The sequence below is a fragment of the Mammaliicoccus sp. JADD-157 genome (assembly GCF_049310805.1).
Taxonomy (GTDB): Bacteria; Bacillota; Bacilli; order Staphylococcales; family Staphylococcaceae; genus Mammaliicoccus; species Mammaliicoccus lentus.
The window spans coordinates 1-26,549 of record NZ_JBMOVZ010000006.1 but is presented as its reverse complement, the minus strand read 5'-3'; the positions used below and the strand labels follow the sequence as shown (position 1 = coordinate 26,549).

Here is a 26,549-nt window from a genome sequence, read left to right as displayed (position 1 = left end):
TTTATATGGTCTTAACATTTAACGAATTTCAGTATGAACATATTAATATTGAAGAAAAGGAACAAAACATAAAGTCATTATTAAAAGACTTTGAATCTGCAAATACTTTAGAGGAAGCAATAAGTTTTGTAGATGATATTAATAAAATCCGTAACCACACTGATACGCATTTTAACATTGCGCTTATCCGTGCTTCCATCAATACAAACGATGAATTTTACAATAAAGAACGTGACTTTTTCGATGAAAACATGCCAAGAATTCAAAACTTAGACAATCTATTTTATAAAGCACTTTTGAATTCTAAACATACAGACGGATTAGTATCACATTTTGGTGAACAGTTATTTGAGTTGGCTAAAGTTGAACTCAATACTTATCATCCTTCTATTAATGATTTATTAGTAAAAGAAAATAAACTCATAAGTGAGTATGATAAATTAATTGCGTCTGCTGACATATTATATAAAGATGAACACCTGAACCTATCTCAATTTAACAAATATTTTATTAATCCAGACAGAGATATTAGAAAGGAAGCATACATAACAAAAGAACAATTCTTTGAAGAACACTTAGAAAAGATAGACCGCATTTACGATGACCTTGTTCAGGTAAGACATGAAATTGCACTTAAACTCGGCTATAACAATTTTATTCAACTTGGTTATGATCGTATGCAAAGAATTGGTTATAATGCAGAAGATGTAGAAGTATTTAGAAATCAAATAAAGGACCATGTTGTACCAATTACCGAACAAATTAATAAACAACATGCCGAGCGTATTAATGTCGATCAATTAAAAGTTTATGACCAAAACTTTACTTTTAAATCTGGTTCTCCTAAACCTCAGATTGGCACACAAGAAATCATTAAAAATGCTCAAAAAATGTACCATGAACGTTCTAATGAAACAGGCAAGTTTATTGATTATATGATAGATAAATCATTATTTGATTTAGAAGCTAAAAAAGGAAAAGAGAGCGGTGGATATTGTACGATAATAAATGACTTTAATTCACCATTCATTTTTGCTAACTTCAACGGCACACAAGGTGATATAGAAGTTATGACACATGAAGCGGGACACGCTTTTCAAGTATTTGAAAGTTTAAAATACTCAGTCCCAGAATATTATTTCCCAACTTCAGAAGCATGTGAAATACATTCTATGAGTATGGAGTATTTAACATATCCTTGGATGTCATTATTCTTTGGTGAAGATACTGAAAAATTCAAGCTATCTCATTTAGAAGACAATATTAAATTTTTACCTTATGGCGTTGCGATTGATGAATTTCAACATAAAGTGTATGAGAATCCTAACCTTACACCGGGAGAAAGACGTAAAATTTGGTCAGATTTAGAACGAAAATATTTACCGAATAAAGATTATGACGGTATTATTCATTTAATAAACGGTAGTTTTTGGCATAGACAAGGTCACGTATTCGCTTCGCCTTTTTATTATATCGATTATACTTTAGCAACTATTTGTGCCATGCAATTTTATATTAGACATGAAGAAAACCCAGACAAAGCGTGGAATGATTACTTGAAAATATGTCAAATCGGAGGTTCAAAATCATTTATAGATATAATGAATTCTGTACAATTAAACTCACCATTTAAAGAAGGTACAGTTAAAGAAATTGTAAACCACTTATATGACGCTACGCTTAATATAGATCAATCAGAGTTTTAATAATTATAGAATAAAAAAACAAGACTGAGATATAAATAAATGTCTCAGTCTTGTTTTTTATTTCATGTTCTTCTTATTCTTCTAATAATAAAGACGATGATTGCACCTAATACAATGACGATAGCAATTGAAATGCCTAGTATAGTTTGTTTCGTTATATCTTTTTTATCACTTGCATTTTCAAAATCATGTGTCGTTTTTTTAGTTGTCTGGTCATTATCTACTGTAGTTGTTTCTGTCGTTTTCTCATTATTTTTAAATTTCGGTTCTGCTAAATCTGGTCTTGTCCCCACTTTACTCGTAACTAAATCTAGTACATCTTTATCCATTTTATTATAATATTCTTCAGCATTACCTGGAATGAATTTTGGAGAATGTTCTGATGATTGTATACCGTCTTGTTGGTAGTTTCCTATTTCATCTGTGTTTGGATAAGAAGGCATAGTTGGTGTAGAATTTTCTATATCGTTTTCCTTTGAATTGTCTGATTTAGATTGGTTAGATGATTCATTTGATTTTGGTGGTTCTGAAGATGAATCATTTTTATTTGATTGATTTGGTGGTGGAGTTTGATTGTTATTTCCTCCATTATTTTGAGGTTCTTCGGTACTTGGCTCTTCCGTACTTGTATCACCTTTATTTGGTTCTTCGGTACTTGGCTCTTCCGTACTTGTATCACCTTTATCTGGTTCTTCGGTACTTGGCTCTTCCGTACTTGTATCACCTTTATTTGGTTCTTCGGTACTTGGCTCTTCCGTACTTGTATCACCTTTATCTGGTTCTTCGCTACTTGGCTCTTCCGTACTTGTATCGCCTTTATTTGGTTCCTCTGTACTTGGTTCTTCCGTACTTGTATCACCTTTATTTGGTTCCTCTGTACTTGGTTCTTCCGTACTTGTATCACCTTTATTTGGTTCTTCGGTACTTGGCTCTTCCGTACTTGTATCACCTTTATCTGGTTCTTCGGTACTTGGCTCTTCCGTACTTGTATCACCTTTATTTGGTTCTTCGGTACTTGGCTCTTCCGTACTTGTATCACCTTTATCTGATTCTTCAGTACTTGGCTCTTCTGTTGAATTTTCAGTATTTTTCTCTTCTGATTTATCTTCTTCTGTCGATTTATCTTGTTCTGATGTTTTTTGCTTCTCTATCTTTTCATTACTTACATCGTTGTTTGTATTAGGAGAAGTATCTTTCGTATTATCTTCAATTGTTTCCTTGGCATCAACATTATTTACTGTATAACCTGAAAATGCTATTGAAGATAATATCACGGATGATAAAAATACATTTCTAAATATCTTCATAAAGATCTCCCCTCCTTGTTATTTTTTACAATTTCAGTATAAATGATAATTAAAACCTTTTCTATGCTTATATATAATATGTTACACAGAATTAATATTTTGTAATAACTTATTCATAAATCTCTAACTTATTACACATAATAAAACACCTGTTTTTAAAAAACAACAGGTGTAGAGTTTTAATACTATTTATTAAATTCAATATCATACTTTGTAAATTTCAAATAAACTTGTCCTGATTCTGTAGATGTTCTAAAGTTAACTGCATCATTATCAGGAAATATTCTTGATGTGAATACACATTCTCCATCATTCACAAAAATTTCTAAACTAGAAGTATCACTGTATATTCTAAGTTGGTTTAGCTCATTATCTAAAACAGTGGATCTTGTAGCCTTTTCTACCGCTTCACTCACTACTCCACTCTCAAAGCGATCTAAAGTAAGTTTTTTAGTTTTTGTGTTATATATTATTTGCGTTGAACACTTTTTAGAAACACGCACTTCAAAATAGATTTCAGTTGCATCATTATCAAGTATGTCTATAATGAGCTCATACTGTTTGCCTTCATACGGGTGTAATTTCACGGAATGCTTATTTGCATATCCTTCTGCAGTTTCTTCATTACTTCTTAATTTTTCTAATGCTTTAATTGGTCTTTGTTTAAGTTTGTTATTTTCTATCGTTAATTCTCTAGGAAGTGTTAAACAGTGTGCCCAACCTTCATCATCAGTCGCATAATCAATTTCAGGCAATCCCATCCAACCTATTAATATACGCTTTCCATCTTTATCTAAAAATGTTTGAGGTGCATAAAAATCAAAGCCTTGGTCCAATTCTTTAAACTGGACATGTTCCATCGTCAGTTCTTCTAAGTTAACATTCCCAATTATGTATCCTGATTGGTAAATATTTTCGAATCGATCGTCCTCTGCTTCAATTCCTTGAGGTGAGAAAACGAGTACATCTTGTCCATCTAATTCAAATAAATCTGGGCACTCCCACATAAATCCAAATTCATTTAATTCTGTTTTCAGTTCACCTTTGAAATTCCAATTTTTAACATCTTCTGATTCATAGACAATAACTGTACCTGTTTCATTTTCTCTTTGAACTCCAAATATAGCATAATACTTGCCGTTTTGTTCCCATACTTTTGGATCTCTAAAATGTTCAGTATATCCTTCTGGGCTACTTTCTATAACAGGTTTTTCTAATTTTTTAAAAGAACCGTCTTCTTGTTCTACTGCTATCATTTGATTAGATGTACGTTCCCATTCATAATCTCTTACATTACCTGTATACATTAAATATAATTTGCCATTGTAATCAAAACCACTACCAGAATAAACGCCATGACTATCATACGATGTGTCTGGAGCTAAGGCTATTCCTTTGTCTTCAAAATGAATTAAATCATCACTTATGTAATGGTACCAATATTTAATACCGTGTACCGCACCTAATGGATACCATTGATGAAATATGTGATATTTACCATTATGATAAATTAAACCATTAGGGTCGTTTAATAACCCTGTTTTAGGCTGTATATGAAAAATTTGACGCCATTCAGACTGATTTACTTTTTCTTGTAGCTCTAAATATTCTTCTTCTGTTATATCTGATAATTTTGTATATCGTTCTTCACGTGTCCAATTAACCATTACCATTCTCCTTACTTTAATTTTGAACCGGTTCCATTTTATATTACTCAGTTATTTTATCATAACTTATTCTTTACTGCTCTTCAAAGTGAGTATCTATTACGTTAAGCTTTTTAACTTCTTCACCATTTAAAATATTTTGTAATACTTCAACTGATGTTTCACCCGCTTCTCTATAATTAAACGAAACTGTTTGTATAATAGGTGCGATAATTTTTGTGATTTTATTACCACCAAAGCCAATAATTTTAGGCATATCGTAATCAGCGTTTAACACTGAGTGATAAATTCCTAACGCGATGTTGTCCGTAGCTGCCACAATAACTTCATTATCTCGAACCTCAATATGTTTTCCGACTTCTTGTGCATCAGACATACTAAACGTACTTTCAATAAATCTAGGTACAATGCCGTTGTTTTTTAATGATACAAATAATCCATCTTTCCTTGTCTTACCTACTGCGACATCGTATTCAGAAACACCTATATAAGTGACATGCTTATAATTGTTTTTTATAATCCACTTCGCTACTTGTTCGCCGGCATGATAATCATCGTGTACGATTGAATATAATAGCTCATGAGATTGTCCTACTATAATGACTGGGCATTCTATTGAATTTATTGCATTGAGATGATCATCTGAAATATGTGTAGCTAATAATATAATTCCATCTACTTTTCTTTTGGCCAATGTATAAATAGACTCTATTTCTCTTTCTTTTGATAAATCAGTATTTACAATCATTGTTTGTACATCTTGTAATAATAATGTAGATTCTATGCCTTTTAATGTTTCAGTTGTCGCATAAGAATCTAATCTAGGCACGATTGCTCCTATTAAACCTGTTCTTTTAGCTTTCAAACTTTGCGCAAACTGATTAGGTTTATAACCTGTCTCTTCTACAACTCTATGTATTTTTTCTCTTGTTACTTTGCTAATTGATCCGCCATTTAAGTATCTAGAGACAGTACTTTTAGATACACCTGCCATTTTAGCAATATCTTTTATAGTCTTCATGAATACACCTCTCAAAGAAACATTCTATCATAAAACCGTTTCCATTACTCTAAAAATAAATAACCAAAATATAAGATATACATAACTTTCATTTCATTATATAAAACCATTTTTTAAATAAATAAAAGGCCGAAACATCAAAAATGTCTCAGCCAAACACAATTTATAAAATTATTGTTTTTCTACTGTTATTGTCCAAGAAGCATCGCCGACTTGTTCATAATTAGTTACGGGATAACCGTTGTCCGCTGCCCAATTTGGTAATGCTTCAGTTGCTTGTGTACAATCAAAGTCTATTTTTAATTGTTCACCTGCTTGTAATTCGTCCATTTTATTTTGCGCTTCAATTAATGGGAATGGGCAAACCATTCCTACTGTACCTAATTCATGTACCATTTATAAACACTCCTTAATTATATACTTTGAGTTGAAACTTGTGTTTTTGTTTGTTTTGCTTTTCTAGGTTTAACAAAGATAAAGTAACTCATAAACCATGCTCCAACAATCATTGAAGGTAATGCCACCCAACCTTGCCAGCTCATTGCTGCAGTTGATACCAATCCGTTACCTATAGAACAACCACCTGCTAATGATGCGCCTACACCCATGCAAGCTCCACCAATAACACTGTTGCGAATCGTTTTAGTATCCGGCATTCTCCATTTGAATTCTCTTGAACCTTTAGCTGCAATGTAAGAACCAACAAAGATTCCTAATACTAGAAATACACCCCAATTAATTAATGACATGTCGCCAGTAACTAAAAATTGAACGATATTTGCTGATGGTGTTGTAATGCCTAAACCACCAATTCTACCTGTTGATGCACTCATTGGCCATGCAATCAATGCAATTAATCCTACTACTACAGCAGCAGCAAATGGATGATATCTCTTTTCAAATAATATATGTCTAATACCCGTATGCTTTTGTTTCAATTGAGGTATAGCTATTTTTGGTTTTTTTAATGTCTTTGTAACAAAGTAAGCTGTAATACCAACTAATAATACTATTAAAATCCATACTGGAATATTTAATGTTTCTGCCATATTTGAATTCACAACTGTATATGAATTTATATTTTCTTGTAATGGATTTAAAGGACCCGATTTCATAATTGCAGCAGTTACACCATATAGAACTAAAGCAATCCAACTACCAATAAGCCCTTCAGCAGCTCTATACCAAGTACCAGTTGCACATCCTCCAGCAAGTATAATACCTATACCAAATACAAATGATCCTATTATTGTACCAACTAGAGGAAATGTTGCAGCTTCTAGTTTAAATACGCCTAAACCTACTAAAGTAAATAACCCGATACTTTGAACTGAAATAGCAATTAACAAAGCATAAAACATTTTATTATTTTTCTGTACGTACATATCTCTAAATCCGCCAGTTAAACAAAATCTTGTTCTTTGCATAACGAAGCCAAGTAATATACCAACAATTAAACCACTAATTATCATCCAGATCATTTCATTTAACAACTCCTATTCTGATTATAACGATAGGAATAATATTATATCATATTTCTGAATTTTTCAAGTTACTATTTGATTACAAAATTTATACATCACAAAATAAAACCAAGTCTAGGACATAATTGTGTCTCAGACTTGGTTTTATAGTTCTTATATCTTCCATTTTTCTTAAGTTTATTGCTATTATAGCGACTCTTAAATCATATATTACTTTAGATTTTCCTCGTGAAGATATTCGAAAGTGTTTTACTTTTAGGTTTGAGCAGAAGAAAAAGTTAATTCGTAAGTTTACTTGTTACTTAATCCAATAAAGGTATGTGTACTTGGATTAATGAAGTAGAAAATCCAATAAGAGTATAGTTACTTGGATTATTGTTGTAGAAAATCCAATAAAAGTATAATTACTTGGATTATTGTTGAAGTAAATCCAATAAAAGCATGATTACTTGGATTAATGAAGTAGAAAATCCAATAAGAGTATGGTTAATTGGATTATTATCATCGTTAATCCAATAAAACATGATTACTTGGATTATTGTTGGAGTAAATCCAATAAGAGTGTAGTTACTTGGATTAATGAGGTAGAAAGTCCAAAAAAAAGTATAATTAGTTGGATTAAAGTCATAGTAAATCCAACAAGAGTCCCTATACATGGATTTATATAACGCTTAATCCAATAACAATATCAACTCTTGCTTTTTGATCAATCCAATCCAAAAAAAGAGCTAAGGATTTATTTCCCTAGCTCTTTTCTGTTTCATCTTCATCTATACCTAATTCTTCTTCCATAAGTTTTTGTTCTGCTTTTAAATATTTCTTATATCCAACCTTAGATATCAAAATACTTATTTCATACAGTACAATCATAGGAAGCGTGAATAGTATATGTGTCATAAAGTCTGGCGGTGCTATTAAAGCAGCTAAGACTAATAATATGAAGTATGCATATTTTCTGTTTTTCTTTAAAAACATCGGTGTCACGATACCTAATCGCGTTAAAAACAATAGCAGTATAGGCAGTTGAAATACAAATCCGAAAGGTATAGTAAATTTAAACAACTCACTAAAATATTCTTTAATGCCTATCGTTTGTTTAATGCCCATATCGTCTGCCAATCCCATTGTAAACGAAATTAAGTAAGGGAAAATAACAAAATAAGAAAACAATAATCCAATGATAAATAATCCTAAACTAAAAGGAATATAACTTAAAGTGACTTTTTGTTCTTTTGGATGTAATCCTGGTGATATGAAAGCCCATAACTGGTATAAGATAACTGGTGAGACAATTATAAAAGCTATTACGACAATCATTGCTATGTATATTGTAAGAGGGTCCGTTATTCTGAAAGCATTTAGTTCTAATGATTGAGTAAAATCATCATTCGTAATGTAATGAATGACTGGTTTTGCAAAGAAAAAACCTATTACTAATCCCCCGATTAGAAAGTAAGCAACTACCATTATACGTTTACGCAATTCTTCTAAATGTTCGACAAATGTTAAGTTGTCTTTATTCACCGCTTTACCTCCAATCTAAAAAAAGATGTGGCAGGATTCCCGCCACATTTATATGAACATTATGTCCGTGCTTTATTTAACTTCTTTGTCCTGACTTTGTTCGTCGCTATTTTTCTTATCGTCGAAGTTTGTCATGCCATCTGTAGCGTCTTTAAATTCTTTCAAAGTTGAACCCATTGCTCTTCCGAATTGTGGTAATTTCTTCGGTCCGAAAATAATCAGTGCAACTACCCCTATAAATAATAAACTAACTGGTCCTGAAATGCCGACAGTATTGATAAACGCTAATGCTTCCATCTTGATACCCTCCTATTGATTCTTCATAAAGAAGATTAAAGATTGTAGTTCTATTCCTAAATCTATATGATGTACTTGAACTTTCTCAGGTACGTTTACTCTTTGAGGTGTAAAATTCAGTATTCCAGTAATACCTGCTTTTGTTATTCTATCTGCAACTTTCTGTGCAGCTTGTTGTGGTACTGTCAATATTACAACTTCAATACCAAGTTCTTCAAGTACTTTCTCGAAATCGTCCATGCTATCAATCGTTAATTTACCTACCATATTACCTACTACATCTTCAGATTGATCAAAAGCTGCTACAATTTGCATTCTATCATTAACCGTAAAGTTATAGTTAACGAGTGCAGTACCTAAGTTACCTACACCAACAATAGCTACTTTTGTCATATCATCTTGCTCTAAAGTTGTTCTGAAAAACTTTAATAAATAACTGATGTTATAGCCGTATCCTTTTTTGCCTAGTTCTCCAAAATATGAAAAATCACGACGAATTGTCGCTGAATCAATTTTGAGACCTTCACTAAGTTCTTTTGAAGACACACGGTCCACACCTGAATTATGCAAAGTGCTAACAAATCGATAGTACAGTGGCAATCGTTTCAAAGTTGCTTTTGGGATCTTCACATCATTCTTCGCCAAAATCCTCACCTTTTCTACTATAAAATAATGTGATTGCGTTCACATCTATTGGGTTAATTATATCAAACTTTTCTTGAAATAACTATACAAATATTGTATGCAAATAAGATACATTTCTTTAGTGTTTTCATGTAGAATAATAAGTAATAGAGAGGTGTAGATATGATACTTTTACAAATAAATAAATTAGAAAAGTCTTTTGACGGCGACATAATATTTTCAGATGTCGATTTTGAAGTCAAAACAGGCGAAAGAATAGCTATCGTCGGCAGAAATGGTGCTGGAAAAACCACATTGATGAAAATTATTGCTGGCACTGAATCATATGACTCTGGAAACTTTTCTAAAGGTAAAAATGTTTCAATGGGTTATTTAACTCAACAAATGACATTAGATTCTTCCGATACTGTTATGAATGAAATGAGAAAACCTTTCGAACATATCATAAAGCTAGAACAGAAAATGAATAACTTAACAAAATGGTTAAGGGAACATGCTGAACAGTATGATAGCGAAGAATATAAAGAACAGTTATCACAATATGAATATTTATCTAATCAATATGAACTATTAGATGGGTATCAATATGAAAGTAAAATAAAAACAGTGTTAACAGGTTTGAATTTTACTGAAGAAGATTTTGATAGAGAAATACATTCATTTAGCGGTGGTCAAAAAACAAGGTTATCAATGGCTCAAATGTTATTACGCGAACCTGATTTATTACTGCTTGATGAACCTACAAACCATTTAGATATGGAAACTACAGAATGGTTGGAAAATTATTTAATACACTTTAAAGGTGCTATTGTCATCATCAGTCATGATAGATATTTCTTAGATAAAATTGTTAATCAAGTATATGATGTGGCACTCGGTTCTGTTAAGCGTTATATCGGCAATTACAGTAAATTTCTAAAAGAAAGAGATGCCCATTATGAAAAAGTAATGGCTGAATATGAAAGACAGCAAAGTGAAATTAGAAAATTAGAAACATTTGTTGAGAAAAATATAACGAGAGCATCAACAAGTGGTATGGCAAAAAGTCGTAGAAAAGTTCTTGAAAGAATGGAAAAAATCGAAAAACCAAGGCTAGATGCTAAAAGCGCTCAAATAGCTTTTGAAATTAACCGTTCAACGGGTGAAGATGTTTTATCTGTTAAAAACTTAGAAATTGGCTACTCTGATCGCATTACACCCCCTATAAATTTAGAGGTAAAAAGACACGACCGAATTGCTATAATCGGTCCAAATGGTATTGGGAAATCCACATTAATAAAAACGATTGCCCAAAAACTAGAATCATTATCTGGTGATATACGTTATGGTTCCAATGTCCAAATCGGTTATTACGATCAAAAACAAGCTGAATTCAAATCTAATTTAACGATTTTAGATTATATTTGGAATCAATATTCTCATATGCCAGAAAAAGATATTAGAACGATTCTTGGGCGTTTTTTATTTACACAAGAAGAAGTTAAAAAAATAATCAATGATTTATCAGGTGGAGAAAAAGCTAGATTACAGCTTGCACTACTCATGTTAGAAAAAAATAACTTACTCATTTTAGATGAGCCTACAAACCATTTAGATATTGATTCAAAAGAAATGTTAGAACAAGCTCTACAAAATTATGAAGGTACACTCTTATTTGTAACTCATGATCGTTACTTTATTAATGAACTTGCTAACAAAATATTTAATATTACTGCTGATGGTAACGAATTATTCCAGGGAGATTATCAATATTACTTAGAAAAATTAGAGCAACGAGAAGCAATCGAAAACTATGAACAAAGTAACAAAAAGCAAACCGCTTCTACTAATGATGATGACTTCTATATTAATCAGAAACAACAAAAGAAAGAAAAAAGAAAATTAGAAAGACAACTTGAAGAAATAGAAAGTAATATATCTGAATATGAATCACTTATAGAAGATTATGAATATCAACTTACTTTGCCTGAAGTATTTAATGATATTGAAAAGAGTAATCAAATTAATAAACAAAGAATAGATACAGAACATCTGCTCGAAGAAAGTATGAATAATTGGGAAGAAATACAAAATCAATTAGATTAATTTAAAAGTATTAGAGTTATTTTTACACTCTAATACTTTTATTTTTTATATTTAGCCACATTTTTATTCACATTAAAAAGTCTTGTTTTACTAGTAGTCCACAGAGTTATCCTACTTATCCACAGGTAAATTGCACAAACCTTTCTTTTTAATAATAAGTTATCCACAAATATTTAAAAAGATATACCTAGTTTATCCACAAAATGTGCTTAACTTGTGCACAAGTACAAATGTTCCGTATTGACTTTATTAATTAAGCATGTACTTCATACTAAGAAAGTAAAGATTATTAATTAAAAATATATTTAAACATAATTTTTTAATAATATAGAAAATATTAGTAGATTTAAAATCTAAAAAGCCTTATAATTCAGGTAACCAATTTCTTTTTAATTTTAAAAATTTATATATTTTATTAAATTGGCTAATTTCACTAATCATTGGTCTGACATGAAACAGAAGGGATGGTAGTTCATGAAAGAAAATAATGAAAATATAGAGCGCTATTCAACCCAGGCTAAAGAATTACTAAATCTTAAAATTATAACTAAAGATGAATATGAGGAAAGAATACAAGACTACACTGATTACACAAATAGTGAAGGTAAGTATTCACGAAAACAATAGCATTATCTTAATACTTATAGTATTTAATAGATTTATCATATACATGCCTATTTGAAACAAAAATAAGCATATCACTTAACTGATTATTTCAGTTTAAAAGTGATATGCCTATTTTTTATAGTTTACGATTTTGTTCATGTAAGCTTGCCAATAGAAAATTTATTGTTTAAAAACAACTCTAATCCATCATTTCTATATCTAATGAACTTTTTCCATTAAGCTTCATGTCCGCTGTCTTACCGTTTATATAAAGGTAATGAGCTACTGAACCAATCATCGCAGCATTATCTGTACAGAGATTTAGAGGTGGTATTTTTAATTCTATTTGTTCTCTTTCACATTCTTGCGCCAATACTTTTCTAAGCCCTTTGTTTGCGGCAACTCCTCCTGCCACGACTAGCTGGTCTACTTTATATTCTTTAATGGCAGACATCGTTTTACCTACAAGAACTTCTACAACACTATTTTGAAAGCTTGTTGCTACGTCTTCTGGTATAATTTCTTCATTTTTTTGTCGTTTGTTATGAAGTGTATTTATAACAGCACTTTTCAAACCACTAAAACTAAAATCATAACTATCTTTTTCTAACCATACTCTTGGGAAATTTAAATTATCTTGCCCAATTTCTGCTAATCGATCTACTTCTGGTCCACCTGGATAAGGTAATCCTATTGTTCTAGCTACTTTATCATATGCTTCGCCTACAGCATCATCTCTTGTTTCACCTATTATTTCAAAGTTTAAATGATCTTCTATATAAATTAATTCTGTATGACCACCTGATACAATTAGCGCCATTAATGGGAATTGTAGAGGCTGAATTAGATTGTTAGCGTATATGTGACCAGCAATATGGTGTACTGGGATTAATGGCTTTTGGTAACTAAATGCTAAAGCTTTAGCACTCGCTACACCTACCAATAATGCCCCAATTAATCCTGGACCTTCTGTAACAGCAATGGCATCTATCTCTTCCATAGTCATCTCTGCATTTTTCAAAGCTTCATCGACTACTCGAGTAATCACTTCTACATGTTGTCTACTCGCTACTTCAGGTACTACTCCACCAAACTTCTTATGTGTCATCATCTGTGTTACGACTTCGTTACTTAATATTTCTTTACCATCTTTAATCACACTAGCTGCAGTTTCATCACAACTTGTTTCAATACTTAATATTATAGATTCACACATTTTTTAGACTCACCCACATTACTTTTGCATCCTCTCCGTCGCCATAATAATTTTTTCTGACGCCACCATAAGTAAACCCTGCTTTTTCATATACATGTCTTGCTACATCATTTTCAATTCTTACTTCTAAACTCATTGTTGTGCATGTTGAACTCGCAAAATTCATTACGTATTCTAATAACAATTGACCGACTCCGCTATTTCTATAATTTCTACTTACTGAAATCGTCGTAATTTGTGCTTGATCTATCACGAGCCACAAACCACAATAAGCAATAATTTCTTCACCTAGCGATACTACAAAATAATGAGCAAATTCATTCTTCTCTAATTCATGATAAAAAGCTTCCATCGACCACGAACTATTAGTGAAACTCTGCTTTTCTATTTCATAAACTTGAGGGACATCTTCCATTGACATTTTTCTAATTTCTAACGTGTTGTCTGATTGTTTTTCCAATTTTGTTCCGCCTCTGATAATTTTAAATATCGTGGTTTTAGTTCGTGTACATTTTTAACAGGTTCTTCTTTAATATCATACATTCTAGAAGCATCTGGTAAATAAGATTTTATTTCACCTGCTAATTGATCTTGGAGCTTCTCAGCATCTTTCCCTACATATATATATGTTTTGTTTAATGACTCCAAGTATTCTTTAAGTGCTTCTATAGAGATGTACGTATCTTCCATTACATTTGTTAATACATTATCTTCATACTTATATACACCAGTAAAGACATGATTACGTCTTGCATCAAATATAGGGACGATTAGCGTTTCTTTTATATCAGTTGTATGTGCCAAGGCTTTTAAAGAAGACACTTCATAAACTGGTATATTAAGTGCATATGCTAAAGTTTTAGCTGTAGTGATACCAATCCTTAATCCCGTATAAGAACCTGGTCCATTTGCTACTACAATTTCAGTTAAATCTTTAGGTACAATATTGGCTTCTTTTAACATATTCTCAATTACTGGCATCAATTGTAACGAGTGATTCTTTTTTATATTTGATTGATGATTAAGTAATATTTGGTTTTCATTCATAATTGCAACGGCTAATGGTTGATTGGAAGTATCAATCAGTAATGTCGTCATTATTTAACAACTCCTTCAATTGTTTATAGTGTTCACCTTTTGAAACAATTTCAAACGTTCTTGTATGCTCATCTAATCTCTTAATATTAATTTCTAATCTCTCTTCAGGTAGATAATCTTCAATGAATGTACTCCATTCGATTAATGTAACACCATCACCATTAAAATACTCATCAAAACCTAAATCTTCATCGCTATCTTCTAATCTATAACAATCCATATGATGAAAAGGCAATTTTCCTTTGTATGATTTAATTATATTAAAGGTAGGTGAATTAATATTTCGCTTAACGCCTAAAGCTTTACCAAAAAATTGGCTAAATGTCGTTTTACCTGCCCCTAAATCACCATTAAGCAAAATGACATCATTTTTCGATACATGCTTTGCTAATTTTTCTGCAATATTTTTAGTTTGATCTAATGTTTGAACTTCAATATACAAATGTAACACCTACCTTTAATTTTACTAAGTTAAACTAACTGAATTATTATAACAAATAATTAAAAAATTGGGTAATGAATGGTTTTTTATCGCTAAAGCGCTTACATTGTCTAAATATTTAGAAAAATCCAAATCTTCTGTTGACATGTCCCGAAATATGGGTTAAATTTAGTACATAAATTTTTTAATTATTCAAAATATATCGAAAAATAAAGATTCTCATTTAAGAAGAAAGGACGAGTTGTAATGAAATTCTATATGACGGCACATAAACCGACAACTGAATATAGCTTAATAGTAATTTTATTACGCTCAGTAGGACTCGAACAACAGTAACTTGCAATTTACTGTATGGTTTAAGTCCTATTTCTACTTGAATGGGACTCGTAAACAGCGTCCCATTATATTGGGAGGCTGTTTTTTTATTTTCTAGAGGAGTGTAAATATGAGAAGTGACATGATCAAAAAAGGTGACCAACAAGCACCTGCAAGAAGCTTATTACATGCAACAGGACAAATTAAAGACCCAACAGATATGAACAAACCGTTTATTGCTATCTGTAACTCTTACATCGACATTGTCCCAGGACATGTTCATCTAAGAGAGTTAGCTGATGTTGCTAAAGAAGCAATCAGAGAAGCAGGTGGTATTCCATTCGAATTTAATACGATTGGTGTAGACGATGGCATTGCAATGGGACATATTGGCATGCGCTACTCATTACCAAGTAGAGAAGTTATTGCAGATGCAGCAGAAACAGTTATTAACGCTCACTGGTTTGACGGCGTATTCTACATGCCAAACTGTGACAAAATCACACCAGGAATGTTACTAGCATCAGTTAGAACAAACGTACCAGCTATTTTCTGTTCAGGTGGACCGATGAAAGCAGGTTTATCTTCAACAGGAAAAGCATTAAACCTATCTTCAATGTTCGAAGCAGTTGGTGCATTTAAAGATGGATCAATGAGTAAAGAAGAATTCTTGGATATGGAACAAAACGCTTGTCCTACTTGTGGTTCTTGTGCAGGTATGTTTACTGCTAACTCAATGAACTGTTTAATGGAAGTGCTAGGTTTAGCTCTACCTTATAACGGAACAGCAATTGCAGTTGGTGAACAAAGAAAAGAATTAATTCGAGATGCTGCATTCAAGTTAATGGATTTAGTTAAAAATGATATTAAACCAAAAGATATCGTAACAAAAGATGCTATCGATGACGCATTTGCTTTAGATATGGCAATGGGTGGTTCTACTAACACAGTTCTACACACATTAGCTTTAGCAAATGAAGCAGGAATTGATTACGATTTAAACAGAGTAAACGAAATTGCTAAACGTACACCGTACTTATCTAAGATTGCCCCAAGCTCATCTTACTCAATGCATGATGTACATGAAGCTGGTGGTGTTCCAGCAATCATTGGTGAATTGCTGACTATGGATAATGTATTACATCCAGATAGAATTACCGTAACTAGTAAAACATTAAGAGAAAACAACGAGAATAGAGAAATTAAAAACCTCGATGTTATCCATAAAAAAGAAAACGCATTTTCAAAAACTGGAGGTTTATCAATATTATTTGGAAATATCGCTCCAGATGGTGCAGCTATTAAAGTCGGCGGAGTTGATCCATCTATTAGTAAATTCGTCGGTAAAGCGATTTGCTTCGACTCACATGATGAAGCGGTTGAAGCAATTGATAATCATACAGTACGTGAAGGTCACGTAGTTGTTATTAGATATGAAGGTCCTAAAGGTGGACCAGGAATGCCAGAAATGTTAGCCCCTACTTCATCCATCGTAGGTAGAGGTTTAGGTAAAGATGTTGCACTTATTACCGACGGAAGATTCTCTGGTGCAACAAGAGGTGTTGCTGTCGGACACATTTCACCTGAAGCTGCTGCTGGTGGCCCTATTGGATTAATTAACGATGGAGACGAAATCGTAATTGATTTAGTTAATCGTAAATTAGATGTTAATGTTTCTGACGCTGAATTACACGAAAGAAAACAAAATATCAAACCATTTAAAGCAAAAGTAAAAACTGGCTATTTAGCTAGATATACTGCCCTTGTTACAAGTGCAAATACAGGTGGCATTATGAAAGTACCAGATGAATTAATTTAAGGAGTGATTATCATGGCACTAACTACTAAATCTTATAATGAACCCGATGAAGCAACTAAGGAAAAAACAATAACTTACACAGGAGCAGAATTACTCGTACAATCATTTATTGATCAAAAAGTTGATTATATCTTTGGTTATCCTGGAGGCGCTGTTCTTCCATTATATGATGCTTTTTATGATGGTAAAGTTCCTCACATTTTAACTAGGCATGAACAAGGTGCTGTTCATGCCGCGGAAGGATATGCAAGAGTTACTGGTAAACCAGGCGTGGTTGTTGTAACAAGTGGACCTGGTGCTACAAATACAATCACAGGTATTGCAGATGCAATGAGTGACTCTATCCCTTTGATCGTTATTACTGGACAAGTGCATAGACCAGGTATTGGTAAAGATGCTTTCCAAGAAGCGGATTTACTTTCTATGACAACACCAATTACAAAACATAACTATCAAGTAACAGATGTAAAAGATATTCCAAAGATTATAGACGAAGCTTTTCATATTGCTTCTACTGGTCGCAAGGGACCAGTTGTAATCGATTTTCCTAAAGATATCGGCGTATTAGAAACAGTTGAAGTTGAACCAAGAGATTTAGATTTACCAGGTTATCAGCTTAATTTAAATCCTGAAGATAAAGAAATTGAGCAAATCATTCAAATGATGAGTGTAGCTAAAAGACCAATTATTTTAGCTGGAGCTGGTGTGAATCATGCAGAAGCTTCTAAAGAACTCACTGAATTTGCTAACAAATTTAAAATTCCAGTAGTGAATACTTTATTAGGATTAGGGTCAATTCCCTACTCTGACCCATTATTCTTAGGTATGGGCGGCATGCATGGTTCTTACGCAAGTAATATGGCACTTACAGAATGTGATTTGTTGATTAACTTTGGCAGTAGATTTGACGATAGATTAGCAAGTAAACCTGATGAGTTTGCTCAAGACGCTAAAGTTATTCATGTCGATATCGATCCAAGTGAAATCAATAAAATTATACCTACTGATTTAGGTGTTATTGCCGATGCAAAGCTCACTCTAGAAGCATTGTTAGAATATGATGCTCATGAATTAATTCATAACGAATGGTACGAACATTGTCTATCAAATAAAGCGACTTACCCATTCAGATACGATACACCTACAGATGACTTTGTTAAACCACAACAAGCAATCGAGTATATTGGTAAAATCACTGACGGTGATGCATTAGTTTCTACAGATGTAGGTCAACACCAAATGTGGGTCGCTCAATATTATCCGTTTAAAACACATGGACAAATCATTACAAGTGGTGGTCTTGGAACAATGGGATTCGGAATTCCAGCTGCAATGGGTGCGAAATTTGCATATCCTGATAAGACAGTTGTTGCCTTTGTTGGTGACGGTGGATTCCAAATGACTAATCAAGAGATGGCTATTCTTAACGAATTTGATAACGATATTAAAATTGTTCTTATCAATAATGGAACACTAGGGATGGTAAAACAGTGGCAAGATAAATTTTACAGTCAACGTTTCTCACATTCAGTATTTTCTGGACAACCTGATTTCATGAAGCTTTCAGAAAGTTATGGCGTTAAAAGTTTCATGATTGATTCAAATGAGAAATTAGAATCAACACTTGATGAAGCATTTGCACATAAAGGCCCTGCTCTTATCGAAATTAGAATATCCCCTTCTGAACCAGTACTACCAATGGTTCCAAGTGGACAACCAAATTATAAGATGGAGGGCGTGGAATAATGAAAAGAACAATTAAGACATTAGTGCTCGATAGAGCGGGCACACTCAACCGGCTTACAAGTATTTTTGTAAGGAGACAGTACAACATTGTTACTCTTTCAGCAACGCCAACTGAAACTGAAGGCATTACTAACATTACATTTATCGTCGATGTTTCAGATGAAAGTAGTATCGAAACGATCATTAAACAATTAGAAAAACAAGTGAACGTAATTTCAGCTTTAGATATTACAGAAACAAATTTATTTAATCGTGAGTTGATTCTTATAAAGCTCGGTCATCCTAGCAATTATCAAGAATTCGAATCAGTGATCGAACCTTATAAAGAACAGCTCACAATTTTAAAAGATGTTGAAGAACACATCTATTTACAAGCTTTTGGAACCCATCAAACAATAGAAAATCTATTGGATGATTTAGATATATATCCAGTGACACAAGTGTCACGAACAGGTTCTGCAGGATTACTATAAAAACAAAACAAATTAACTATTGGAGGCATTTTATTATGACTAAAGTATTTTATGACAACTCGGTAACAGAAGACGCATTACAAGGTAAAAAAATTGCAGTAGTTGGGTATGGTTCTCAAGGACATGCACATGCACAAAACTTAAAAGATAACGGATATGATGTAGTTATCGGTATTCGTCCAGGTAAATCATTCGATCAAGCTAAAGAAGATGGCTTTGAAGTATATCCAGTTAACGAAGCAGTTAAACAATCTGACGTTGTAATGATTCTATTACCAGATGAAATCCAAGGACAAGTATATAAAGAAGAAATTGAACCTAATTTAGAAGCAAATAATGCATTAGTATTTGCCCATGGATTTAACATTCATTTCAAAGTCATTCAACCACCTGAAAATGTTGATGTGTTCCTAGTAGCACCTAAAGGACCAGGCCATCTTGTAAGACGTACATTTACAGAAGGCAGCGCAGTACCAGCTTTATATGCTGTGTACCAAGATGCTTCAGGTAAAGCAACTCAATTAGCGCTTAGCTATGCAAAAGGAATTGGAGCAACTCGTGCTGGTGTAATTGGTACTTCATTTGAAGAAGAAACTGAAACAGACCTGTTTGGTGAACAAGCTGTATTATGTGGCGGTGTTACTAAGTTAATCCAATCAGGATTTGAAACACTAGTAGAAGCTGGATATCAACCAGAAATTGCTTATTTCGAAGTATTACACGAAATGAAATTAATCGTTGATTTAATGTATGAAGGCGGAATGGAAAACATGCGTTACTCTATTTCAAATACTGCTGAGTACGGTGACTATGTTTCAGGAGAACGCGTTATTACACCAGATGTTAAAGACAACATGAAAGCAGTATTAAAAGATATTCAATCAGGAGCATTCAGTGATAGCTTCATTAAAGATAATGAAAATGGCTTTAAAGAGTTCTTAAGAATGCGTAAAGAACAACAAGGTCATCAAATTGAATCAGTTGGTAGAGATTTACGTGACATGATGCCATTTGTTAAAGCTAAAAGCATTCAGTCCAAATAAATCATAGTAACTTAAGGAGAGGATAATTATGCCAGATCATATTCAAATATTCGATACAACTTTAAGAGACGGAGAACAAACACCTGGAGTAAACTTTTCATTCGAAGAACGTCTCAAAATTGCTAAACAACTAGAAAAATGGGGAGTAGATGTTATCGAAGCAGGATTCCCCGCTTCTAGTGAAGGTAGTTTTAAATCAGTGGAAAGTATTTCACAAGCATTAACAACAACAGCTGTATGTGGTTTAGCTAGATGTAAAAAATCAGATATTGATGCTGTACATGAATCTACAAAGTTAGCTCAACATAGACAAGTTCATGTATTTTTAGCAACTAGCCCTATCCATTTAGAATTCAAATTAAAAATGACTGAAGATGAAGTATTAGCATCGATTAAAGAGAATATCACATATGCTAAAACATTATTCGAAAACGTACAGTTTTCACCTGAAGATGCTACAAGAACACCTTTACCATTTTTAATAAAAGCAATTCAAACTGCTGTTGATGCTGGTGCTAATATAATCAATATTCCAGATACTGTAGGTTATTCGTATCCTTTAGAATATGGTCAACTCTTTAAGACAATTATTGAATCAGTTGAAAGTGACCATGAAGTGATTTATAGCTCTCATTGTCACGATGACCTAGGCATGGCCGTAGCAAACGGCCTTGCTGCTTTTGAAAATGGCGCTCGTAGAGTTGAAGGTGCAATAAATGGTATCGGAGAGCGTGCTGGTAATACTGCACTCGAAGAAATTGCACTTGCATTGTATGTAAGAAAAGACCATTACAACCTTTCTACTAATATTAATTTAGAAGAAACAAAAAATACAAGTGACATGGTCAGTCGTTATTCAGGCTTTCAAGTTCCTAGAAATAAAGCCATTGTTGGACAAAATGCATTTAGCCATGAATCAGGTATTCATCAAGATGGCATTTTGAAAAATCCAGAAACATATGAAATTATGACACCACAACTCGTCGGTGTTGTAAAAAATTCATTACCTCTAGGTAAATTATCCGGTAAACATGCTTTCAGTGAAAAACTAATAGAACTAGGCTACGACTTAACACCAGACGAACAAGTCGAAGTATTTAAACAGTTTAAATCTATTGCAGATAAGAAAAAACAAGTAACTGATCGTGATATACACGCTATTTTACGCGGTAGTGAACATGAAGAAAATGCGTATTATAAAGTTAATGCTCTTCAACTGCAATTCGTATCTAACGGCCTGCAAAGCGCAGTCGTCGTTATTGAAGATAAAGAAGGTAAAACTTATCAAGATTCATCGATTGGATCTGGTTCTATCATTTCAATTTATAATGCCATAGATAGAATTTTTGATTATTCACCTACTCTTCAACAATATAGAATTGAATCAATTACTGAAGGAACGGACGCTCAAGCTGAAGTTCATGTACAAGTTGAATTTGAAGATGAAACATATACAGGTATCGGTATTGATTACGATATTTTATATGCTTCATGCAAAGCTTATGTTGAAGCGCATGCGAAACATAGTGAAACTACATTGAAAGAAGGCGTGAAGTCATGACATACAAAATCACTGCCCTACCCGGTGATGGTATAGGCCCAGAGATTTTAACAGGTAGTTTAGAAATTTTAGAAATCCTGTCAAAGAAATTTAATTTTGAATATGAAGTAGTATCAAAAGATTTTGGAGGTATCGCCATAGATAAACATGGCGAACCTTTACCTCCTGATACATTAGAAGCATGTAAAAACAGTGATGCTATTTTGTTAGGTGCTGTTGGAGGACCTAAATGGACAGATCCTAAAAACAGACCTGAACATGGACTATTAGGTATCAGAAAAGCACTTAAACTTTTTGCTAATATTAGGCCTACAATTGTTACTGAATCAACTGCACACCTTTCTCCACTTAAAGAATCATTAGTAAAAAATACAGATTTTATCATCGTTAGAGAATTAACAGGCGGTTTATATTTTGGCGAACCAAAATATTTCGATGAAAATAAAGCTGTAGATACTCTAGCTTATTCAGTTGATGAAATAACACGAATAGCACATGTTGCTTTTAAACTAGCTCAACATAGAAATAAAATTGTAACATCAGTAGATAAAGAAAATGTATTAAGTTCTTCAAAATTATGGAGACAAACATTAGAAACAGTTTCAAAACAATATCCTGATGTAACTTTAAATCATTTACTCGTAGATGCTTGCAGCATGCATCTTATAACAAATCCAAGACAATTCGATGTAATTGTAACTGAAAACTTATTTGGAGATATTTTAAGCGATGAAGCATCGGTTATCCCAGGCTCATTAGGATTATCACCTTCAGCTAGCTTTGGAGAAGACGGCCCTAGTTTATATGAACCTATTCATGGTTCAGCTCCTGATATCGCTGGAAAAGATATAGCAAATCCAAGTGGCATGTTATTATCTTTAGCAATGTTAATACGTGAAAGTTTAAATCAACCAGAATGTGCTCAACATTTAGAAGATATCGTATTTAAAACAATAAAAGAAGGTATTTCAACAAAAGATTTAGGTGGACAATCTAGCACATCTGAAGTCTTCGAAACTATTAAAAAATCAATTTAAAAGGAGGAAACGACATGAGTCAAACATTATTTGATAAAGTATGGAATCGACATATAATAGCCGGTAAAGAAGGTGAACCACAATTATTATATATCGACTTACACCTAATACATGAAGTCACTTCTCCTCAAGCTTTTGAAGGCTTAAGATTGCAAAATAGGAAAGTCCGACGACCTGATCGTACATTTGCTACGTTAGATCACAATGTACCGACAGTTGATATATTCAATATTAGAGATGAGATAGCTAATAAACAAATTCAAGCTTTGCAAAAAAACTGTGAGGCTTTCGATGTAAAGTTATTTGATATGGGTTCAGATGAACAAGGTATTGTGCACATGGTTGGACCTGAAACAGGTTTAACACAACCAGGAAAAACAATTGTATGTGGCGATTCTCATACAGCTACACATGGCGCATTTGGTGCTATAGCTTTTGGTATTGGCACAAGTGAAGTAGAACATGTTTTTGCAACACAAACTCTATGGCAAACTAAACCTAAAAACTTAAAAATACAAGTAGATGGAAGTTTACCTAATGGTGTTTATGCCAAAGACCTTATTCTTTATTTAATCAATCAACATGGTGTAGATTTTGGAACTGGTTACGCATTAGAATTCGCTGGAGAAGCAATTGAAAATATGACGATGGATGAACGCATGACCATTTGTAATATGGCAATTGAAGCTGGCGCAAAATACGGTATGATGAAACCAGATGAAACAACTTTTGAATATGTTAAAGGTCGTGAATACCAACCTGAAAACTTTGAAGAAAAAGTAGAAGAATGGAAAGAACTCTATTCGGACGAAGATGCTACTTACGATAAAATTATCAATGTAGATGTGACCGATTTAGAACCACAAGTGACTTGGGGAACTAGTCCTGAGATGGGTGTAAGCTTTAGTACTCCTTTCCCTGAAATAAATGATTTAAATGATGAAAGAGCTTATAACTATATGGGACTTGAACCAGGTCAAACAGCAAGAGATATTCCTTTAGGATATGTATTTTTAGGTTCATGTACAAATGCTAGACTTTCAGACTTAATCGAAGCAAGTAAAATCGTAGATGGTCATACCGTCCACTCTAATATAACAGCTATTGTTGTCCCTGGTTCAAGAAGTGTTAAACTTCAAGCCGAGGCTTTAGGTTTAGACAAAATATTTAAAGACGCTGGTTTTGATTGGAGAGAACCTGGATGTTCAATGTGTCTAGGTATGAACCCAGACCAAGTACCTGATGGAGTACACTGTGCATCTACAAGTAACCGTAACTTTGAAGGAAGACAAGGTAAAGGAGCTAGAACTCATCTAGTATCCCCTGCTATGGCTGCAGCTGCTGCAATTAATGGTAGATTTGTAGATACAAGAAAGGTGGTCATTTAAATGGAACCTATTAATATATTTAATGGTAAAACTGTACCTCTATTAAATAATAATATTGATACAGATCAAATTATTCCTAAAGCATTTTTAAAACGTATTTCTAAAACAGGATTCGGACCATTTTTATTCGATGAATGGCGCTACCTTTCAGATGGCTCAGAAAATCCAGAATTCAATTTAAATAAACCTGAATATAAAGGCGCATCTATTTTAATTTCTGGAGATAACTTCGGTTGTGGTTCATCAAGAGAACACGCTGCATGGGCTTTAAAAGACTTTGGTTTTCTTATTATAATAGCTGGTAGCTTTAGTGATATCTTTTACATGAACTGTACTAAAAACGGTATGCTTCCTATTGCTATTGAAAATAAAACAGATAGAGAATCAATTGCTCAACATAGTGAAATTACAATAGATTTACCAAATCAAGAAATTATAACACCAGAAGCTAAATATCACTTCGATATTGATGCAACATGGAAAAATAAACTCGTTAATGGACTAGATGATATTGCAATTACATTAACATATGAAGACCAAATTAATGAATATGAAAAAACGCACAACTAATATAGGAGTGATAGAATGACCTTAAAAACTCGATTAAGTACCGATGATATCGAAGATGCATTTTTAAAACTTAAAGATACCGTCAAACAAACACCACTTGAAAAAGACTTATACTTATCTCAAAAATTTGATTGTAATGTATATCTAAAACGTGAAGATATGCAATGGGTAAGATCTTTTAAATTACGAGGCGCGTATTACGCGATTAATCAACTAACTGATGAACAACGTGCTAATGGTGTAAGTTGCGCAAGCGCAGGCAATCATGCACAAGGTGTCGCATTTACAGCTAAATATTTAGGTATTAAAGCTGTAATTTTCATGCCTGTGACTACACCGTCACAAAAGATAAATCAAGTTAAATTCCACGGAGGAGAATTTGTACAAATTGAATTAATTGGTGATACATTCGATGATTGTCTAAAACACGCACTAGAGTACACAAATAAATTTAATTTATCGTTTATTGATCCATTTAATAATTTAAATACGATTGCAGGACAAGGTACTATAGCAAAAGAAATTCTAGACTTTTCTTCTGAAGAAAATATAAATTTTGATTATTGTTTTGCAGCAGTTGGAGGCGGTGGCCTTATCTCTGGAGTTGGTACTTATTTAAAAGATAAGAGCCCTTCTACACAATTAATTGGTGTTGAGCCATTAGGTGCTAGCAGTATGGCACAATCTGTGAAAGCTAATAAAGTTGTAGCACTTACAGATATAGATAAATTCGTAGATGGCGCTTCAGTAGGTAAAGTTGGCGAATTAACATTTGATATCGCTAAAAACGTTGTAGATAATTTTGTCGCAATCGATGAAGGTGAAGTGTGTAGCACAATCTTAGATATGTATTCGAAATTAGCTATTATAGCTGAGCCTGCAGGTGCTTTAAGTGTATCGGCATTAAACCATTACAAAAATGAAATTAAAGGTAAAAATGTAGTATGTATCGTCAGTGGTGGCAACAATGATATTAATAGAATGAAGGAAATAGAAGAACGTTCATTACTATTTGAAGATATGAAACATTACTTTATTGTTAATTTCCCTCAAAGACCTGGTGCTTTAAGAGAATTTGTTAATGATGTTTTAGGACCGAATGATGATATTACTAAATTCGAGTACTTAAAGAAATCGAGTCAAAATACAGGTACCGTTATTATCGGTATACAATTAAAAGACCATAATGATCTTGATCAGCTTTATAAAAATGTTAGTGAATTTGACCCTAAATACATTTATATTAATCAAAATAAGATGCTTTACTCATTACTCATATAATACAAATACACCCTCTAAAATAAGCGATAATAAGCTTAAAAGTTTAGAGGGTGCTTTTTATGTGTAAAAGAATATACTATTTAAATTAAACCAAAAAAAAGAGACCTAACAGGTCTCGAGTGCGGCTCATCGCATCCATTTTATAAATATTTGCCCGGCAACGTCCTACTCTCGCGGAACGTAAGCCCAACTACCATCGGCGCTAAAGAGCTTAACTT

24 protein-coding genes are annotated in these 26,549 nt (G+C 32.9%); 12 read left to right on the top strand and 12 right to left on the bottom strand.

All coding sequences use genetic code 11. From position 1 onward, the window contains the following. Window positions 1-5: 5 nt before the first annotated feature. Window positions 6-1,706: a M3 family oligoendopeptidase gene (locus tag ACO6VN_RS14030; protein ID WP_194200053.1), complete on the top strand. Its 1,701-nt coding sequence runs from the start codon at window positions 6-8 to the stop codon at window positions 1,704-1,706. Between the two features lie 62 nt (window positions 1,707-1,768). Here the strand turns inward: ACO6VN_RS14030 and ACO6VN_RS14025 are convergent, their stop codons facing one another. The 8 genes from ACO6VN_RS14025 to ACO6VN_RS13990 all read right to left on the bottom strand — a co-directional run bounded on the left by ACO6VN_RS14025 (window position 1,769) and on the right by ACO6VN_RS13990 (window position 9,651). Next, complete coding sequence (locus ACO6VN_RS14025; protein ID WP_422404803.1) at window positions 1,769-3,013, bottom strand: SdrH family protein; 1,245 nt, start codon at window positions 3,011-3,013, stop codon at window positions 1,769-1,771. A gap of 185 nt (window positions 3,014-3,198) precedes the next feature. After that, on the bottom strand, window positions 3,199-4,680 hold the full coding sequence (locus tag ACO6VN_RS14020) for a sucrose-6-phosphate hydrolase (protein WP_422404802.1): 1,482 nt from the start codon (window positions 4,678-4,680) through the stop codon (window positions 3,199-3,201). 73 nt (window positions 4,681-4,753) lie between these two features. Then, the gene (locus ACO6VN_RS14015; protein ID WP_216683558.1) at window positions 4,754-5,701 is read right to left on the bottom strand and encodes a LacI family DNA-binding transcriptional regulator; all 948 of its coding nucleotides are present in this window, start codon (window positions 5,699-5,701) and stop codon (window positions 4,754-4,756) included. 171 nt (window positions 5,702-5,872) lie between these two features. After that, complete coding sequence (locus ACO6VN_RS14010; RefSeq protein ID WP_017001229.1) at window positions 5,873-6,097, bottom strand: sulfurtransferase TusA family protein; 225 nt, start codon at window positions 6,095-6,097, stop codon at window positions 5,873-5,875. A gap of 17 nt (window positions 6,098-6,114) precedes the next feature. Beyond that, on the bottom strand, window positions 6,115-7,182 hold the full coding sequence (locus ACO6VN_RS14005; protein WP_017001228.1) for a YeeE/YedE family protein: 1,068 nt from the start codon (window positions 7,180-7,182) through the stop codon (window positions 6,115-6,117). Window positions 7,183-7,929: 747 nt separating this feature from the next. Further along, window positions 7,930-8,709, bottom strand: coding sequence for a twin-arginine translocase subunit TatC (gene tatC, locus ACO6VN_RS14000; protein WP_422404801.1), 780 nt, complete (start codon window positions 8,707-8,709; stop codon window positions 7,930-7,932). A gap of 72 nt (window positions 8,710-8,781) precedes the next feature. Next, window positions 8,782-9,006 carry a twin-arginine translocase TatA/TatE family subunit gene (locus tag ACO6VN_RS13995; protein ID WP_239724895.1) on the bottom strand — a complete coding sequence of 75 codons (225 nt, stop codon included), beginning with the start codon at window positions 9,004-9,006 and terminating at the stop codon, window positions 8,782-8,784. A gap of 12 nt (window positions 9,007-9,018) precedes the next feature. Continuing rightward, window positions 9,019-9,651 (bottom strand): redox-sensing transcriptional repressor Rex, encoded by a 633-nt coding sequence (locus ACO6VN_RS13990; RefSeq protein WP_026023746.1) that lies wholly within the window; start codon window positions 9,649-9,651, stop codon window positions 9,019-9,021. 162 nt (window positions 9,652-9,813) lie between these two features. Here ACO6VN_RS13990 and ACO6VN_RS13985 point away from each other — a divergent pair, with 162 nt between their 5' ends. Both ACO6VN_RS13985 and ACO6VN_RS13980 read left to right on the top strand, forming a co-directional pair. Next, window positions 9,814-11,736: an ABC-F family ATP-binding cassette domain-containing protein gene (locus ACO6VN_RS13985; RefSeq protein ID WP_422404800.1), complete on the top strand. Its 1,923-nt coding sequence runs from the start codon at window positions 9,814-9,816 to the stop codon at window positions 11,734-11,736. A gap of 474 nt (window positions 11,737-12,210) precedes the next feature. After that, window positions 12,211-12,363, top strand: a complete 153-nt coding sequence (locus ACO6VN_RS13980; protein ID WP_017001154.1) for a hypothetical protein — start codon at window positions 12,211-12,213, stop codon at window positions 12,361-12,363. A gap of 178 nt (window positions 12,364-12,541) precedes the next feature. Here the strand turns inward: ACO6VN_RS13980 and tsaD are convergent, their stop codons facing one another. The 4 genes from tsaD to tsaE are packed head-to-tail and all read right to left on the bottom strand — an operon-like array spanning window position 12,542 to window position 15,098. Then, entirely contained in the window at window positions 12,542-13,558 is a 1,017-nt protein-coding gene (gene tsaD / locus ACO6VN_RS13975; protein WP_422404799.1) for a tRNA (adenosine(37)-N6)-threonylcarbamoyltransferase complex transferase subunit TsaD, read from the bottom strand. Continuing rightward, window positions 13,551-13,979, bottom strand: coding sequence for a ribosomal protein S18-alanine N-acetyltransferase (rimI, locus tag ACO6VN_RS13970; protein WP_369917454.1), 429 nt, complete (start codon window positions 13,977-13,979; stop codon window positions 13,551-13,553). The genes tsaD and rimI overlap by 8 nt, the downstream gene beginning before the upstream one ends. 11 nt (window positions 13,980-13,990) lie before the next feature. Next, window positions 13,991-14,656, bottom strand: coding sequence for a tRNA (adenosine(37)-N6)-threonylcarbamoyltransferase complex dimerization subunit type 1 TsaB (gene tsaB / locus ACO6VN_RS13965; RefSeq protein ID WP_218708867.1), 666 nt, complete (start codon window positions 14,654-14,656; stop codon window positions 13,991-13,993). Next, a complete protein-coding gene (gene tsaE / locus ACO6VN_RS13960; protein WP_017001157.1) occupies window positions 14,637-15,098 on the bottom strand; it encodes a tRNA (adenosine(37)-N6)-threonylcarbamoyltransferase complex ATPase subunit type 1 TsaE in 462 nt (153 codons plus the stop codon). The genes tsaB and tsaE overlap by 20 nt, the downstream gene beginning before the upstream one ends. A 445-nt stretch (window positions 15,099-15,543) precedes the next feature. On the opposite strand from tsaE, the gene ilvD reads away from it, so the two are divergent. From ilvD to ilvA, 9 genes are read left to right on the top strand one after another with little or no spacing between them, the layout of a single operon-like run. Then, a complete protein-coding gene (gene ilvD, locus ACO6VN_RS13955; RefSeq protein WP_017001158.1) occupies window positions 15,544-17,232 on the top strand; it encodes a dihydroxy-acid dehydratase in 1,689 nt (562 codons plus the stop codon). A gap of 12 nt (window positions 17,233-17,244) precedes the next feature. Then, window positions 17,245-18,978, top strand: coding sequence for a biosynthetic-type acetolactate synthase large subunit (ilvB, locus tag ACO6VN_RS13950; protein WP_064204916.1), 1,734 nt, complete (start codon window positions 17,245-17,247; stop codon window positions 18,976-18,978). Further along, entirely contained in the window at window positions 18,978-19,451 is a 474-nt protein-coding gene (gene ilvN / locus ACO6VN_RS13945; protein ID WP_017001159.1) for an acetolactate synthase small subunit, read from the top strand. The genes ilvB and ilvN overlap by 1 nt, the downstream gene beginning before the upstream one ends. Window positions 19,452-19,462: 11 nt before the next feature. Further along, window positions 19,463-20,494: a ketol-acid reductoisomerase gene (gene ilvC / locus ACO6VN_RS13940; RefSeq protein ID WP_257504811.1), complete on the top strand. Its 1,032-nt coding sequence runs from the start codon at window positions 19,463-19,465 to the stop codon at window positions 20,492-20,494. A gap of 28 nt (window positions 20,495-20,522) precedes the next feature. After that, a complete protein-coding gene (locus ACO6VN_RS13935; protein ID WP_017001161.1) occupies window positions 20,523-22,055 on the top strand; it encodes a 2-isopropylmalate synthase in 1,533 nt (510 codons plus the stop codon). Continuing rightward, entirely contained in the window at window positions 22,052-23,092 is a 1,041-nt protein-coding gene (gene leuB, locus ACO6VN_RS13930; RefSeq protein ID WP_422404798.1) for a 3-isopropylmalate dehydrogenase, read from the top strand. Before ACO6VN_RS13935 ends, leuB begins: the two co-directional genes overlap by 4 nt. A gap of 14 nt (window positions 23,093-23,106) precedes the next feature. Next, window positions 23,107-24,480: a 3-isopropylmalate dehydratase large subunit gene (gene leuC / locus ACO6VN_RS13925; RefSeq protein ID WP_194200065.1), complete on the top strand. Its 1,374-nt coding sequence runs from the start codon at window positions 23,107-23,109 to the stop codon at window positions 24,478-24,480. Then, window positions 24,481-25,050, top strand: a complete 570-nt coding sequence (leuD, locus tag ACO6VN_RS13920; RefSeq protein ID WP_017001164.1) for a 3-isopropylmalate dehydratase small subunit — start codon at window positions 24,481-24,483, stop codon at window positions 25,048-25,050. 15 nt (window positions 25,051-25,065) lie between these two features. Next, window positions 25,066-26,331, top strand: a complete 1,266-nt coding sequence (gene ilvA / locus ACO6VN_RS13915) for a threonine ammonia-lyase IlvA (RefSeq protein ID WP_017001165.1) — start codon at window positions 25,066-25,068, stop codon at window positions 26,329-26,331. Window positions 26,332-26,549 lie beyond the last annotated feature (218 nt).

Bases quoted from the DNA above. Each gene is read 5' to 3' on its own strand.
- ACO6VN_RS14030 (WP_194200053.1), top strand. From the start codon at position 6: ATGGTCTTAACATTTAACGAATTTCAGTATGAACATATTAATATTGAA.
- rimI (WP_369917454.1), bottom strand. From the start codon at position 13,979: ATGTCAATGGAAGATGTCCCTCAAGTTTATGAAATAGAAAAGCAGAGT.
- leuC (WP_194200065.1), top strand. From the start codon at position 23,107: ATGAGTCAAACATTATTTGATAAAGTATGGAATCGACATATAATAGCC.
- ACO6VN_RS13935 (WP_017001161.1), top strand. From the start codon at position 20,523: ATGCCAGATCATATTCAAATATTCGATACAACTTTAAGAGACGGAGAA.
- ACO6VN_RS14010 (WP_017001229.1), bottom strand. From the start codon at position 6,097: ATGGTACATGAATTAGGTACAGTAGGAATGGTTTGCCCATTCCCATTA.
- ACO6VN_RS13995 (WP_239724895.1), bottom strand. From the start codon at position 9,006: ATGGAAGCATTAGCGTTTATCAATACTGTCGGCATTTCAGGACCAGTT.
- leuB (WP_422404798.1), top strand. From the start codon at position 22,052: ATGACATACAAAATCACTGCCCTACCCGGTGATGGTATAGGCCCAGAG.
- ACO6VN_RS14020 (WP_422404802.1), bottom strand. From the start codon at position 4,680: ATGGTTAATTGGACACGTGAAGAACGATATACAAAATTATCAGATATA.
- ACO6VN_RS14015 (WP_216683558.1), bottom strand. From the start codon at position 5,701: ATGAAGACTATAAAAGATATTGCTAAAATGGCAGGTGTATCTAAAAGT.
- ilvB (WP_064204916.1), top strand. From the start codon at position 17,245: ATGGCACTAACTACTAAATCTTATAATGAACCCGATGAAGCAACTAAG.
- ilvD (WP_017001158.1), top strand. From the start codon at position 15,544: ATGAGAAGTGACATGATCAAAAAAGGTGACCAACAAGCACCTGCAAGA.
- ACO6VN_RS13980 (WP_017001154.1), top strand. From the start codon at position 12,211: ATGAAAGAAAATAATGAAAATATAGAGCGCTATTCAACCCAGGCTAAA.
- ACO6VN_RS13985 (WP_422404800.1), top strand. From the start codon at position 9,814: ATGATACTTTTACAAATAAATAAATTAGAAAAGTCTTTTGACGGCGAC.
- ilvN (WP_017001159.1), top strand. From the start codon at position 18,978: ATGAAAAGAACAATTAAGACATTAGTGCTCGATAGAGCGGGCACACTC.
- ACO6VN_RS14025 (WP_422404803.1), bottom strand. From the start codon at position 3,013: ATGAAGATATTTAGAAATGTATTTTTATCATCCGTGATATTATCTTCA.
- ilvA (WP_017001165.1), top strand. From the start codon at position 25,066: ATGACCTTAAAAACTCGATTAAGTACCGATGATATCGAAGATGCATTT.
- ACO6VN_RS14005 (WP_017001228.1), bottom strand. From the start codon at position 7,182: ATGATCTGGATGATAATTAGTGGTTTAATTGTTGGTATATTACTTGGC.
- tsaB (WP_218708867.1), bottom strand. From the start codon at position 14,656: ATGACGACATTACTGATTGATACTTCCAATCAACCATTAGCCGTTGCA.
- leuD (WP_017001164.1), top strand. From the start codon at position 24,481: ATGGAACCTATTAATATATTTAATGGTAAAACTGTACCTCTATTAAAT.
- tsaD (WP_422404799.1), bottom strand. From the start codon at position 13,558: ATGTGTGAATCTATAATATTAAGTATTGAAACAAGTTGTGATGAAACT.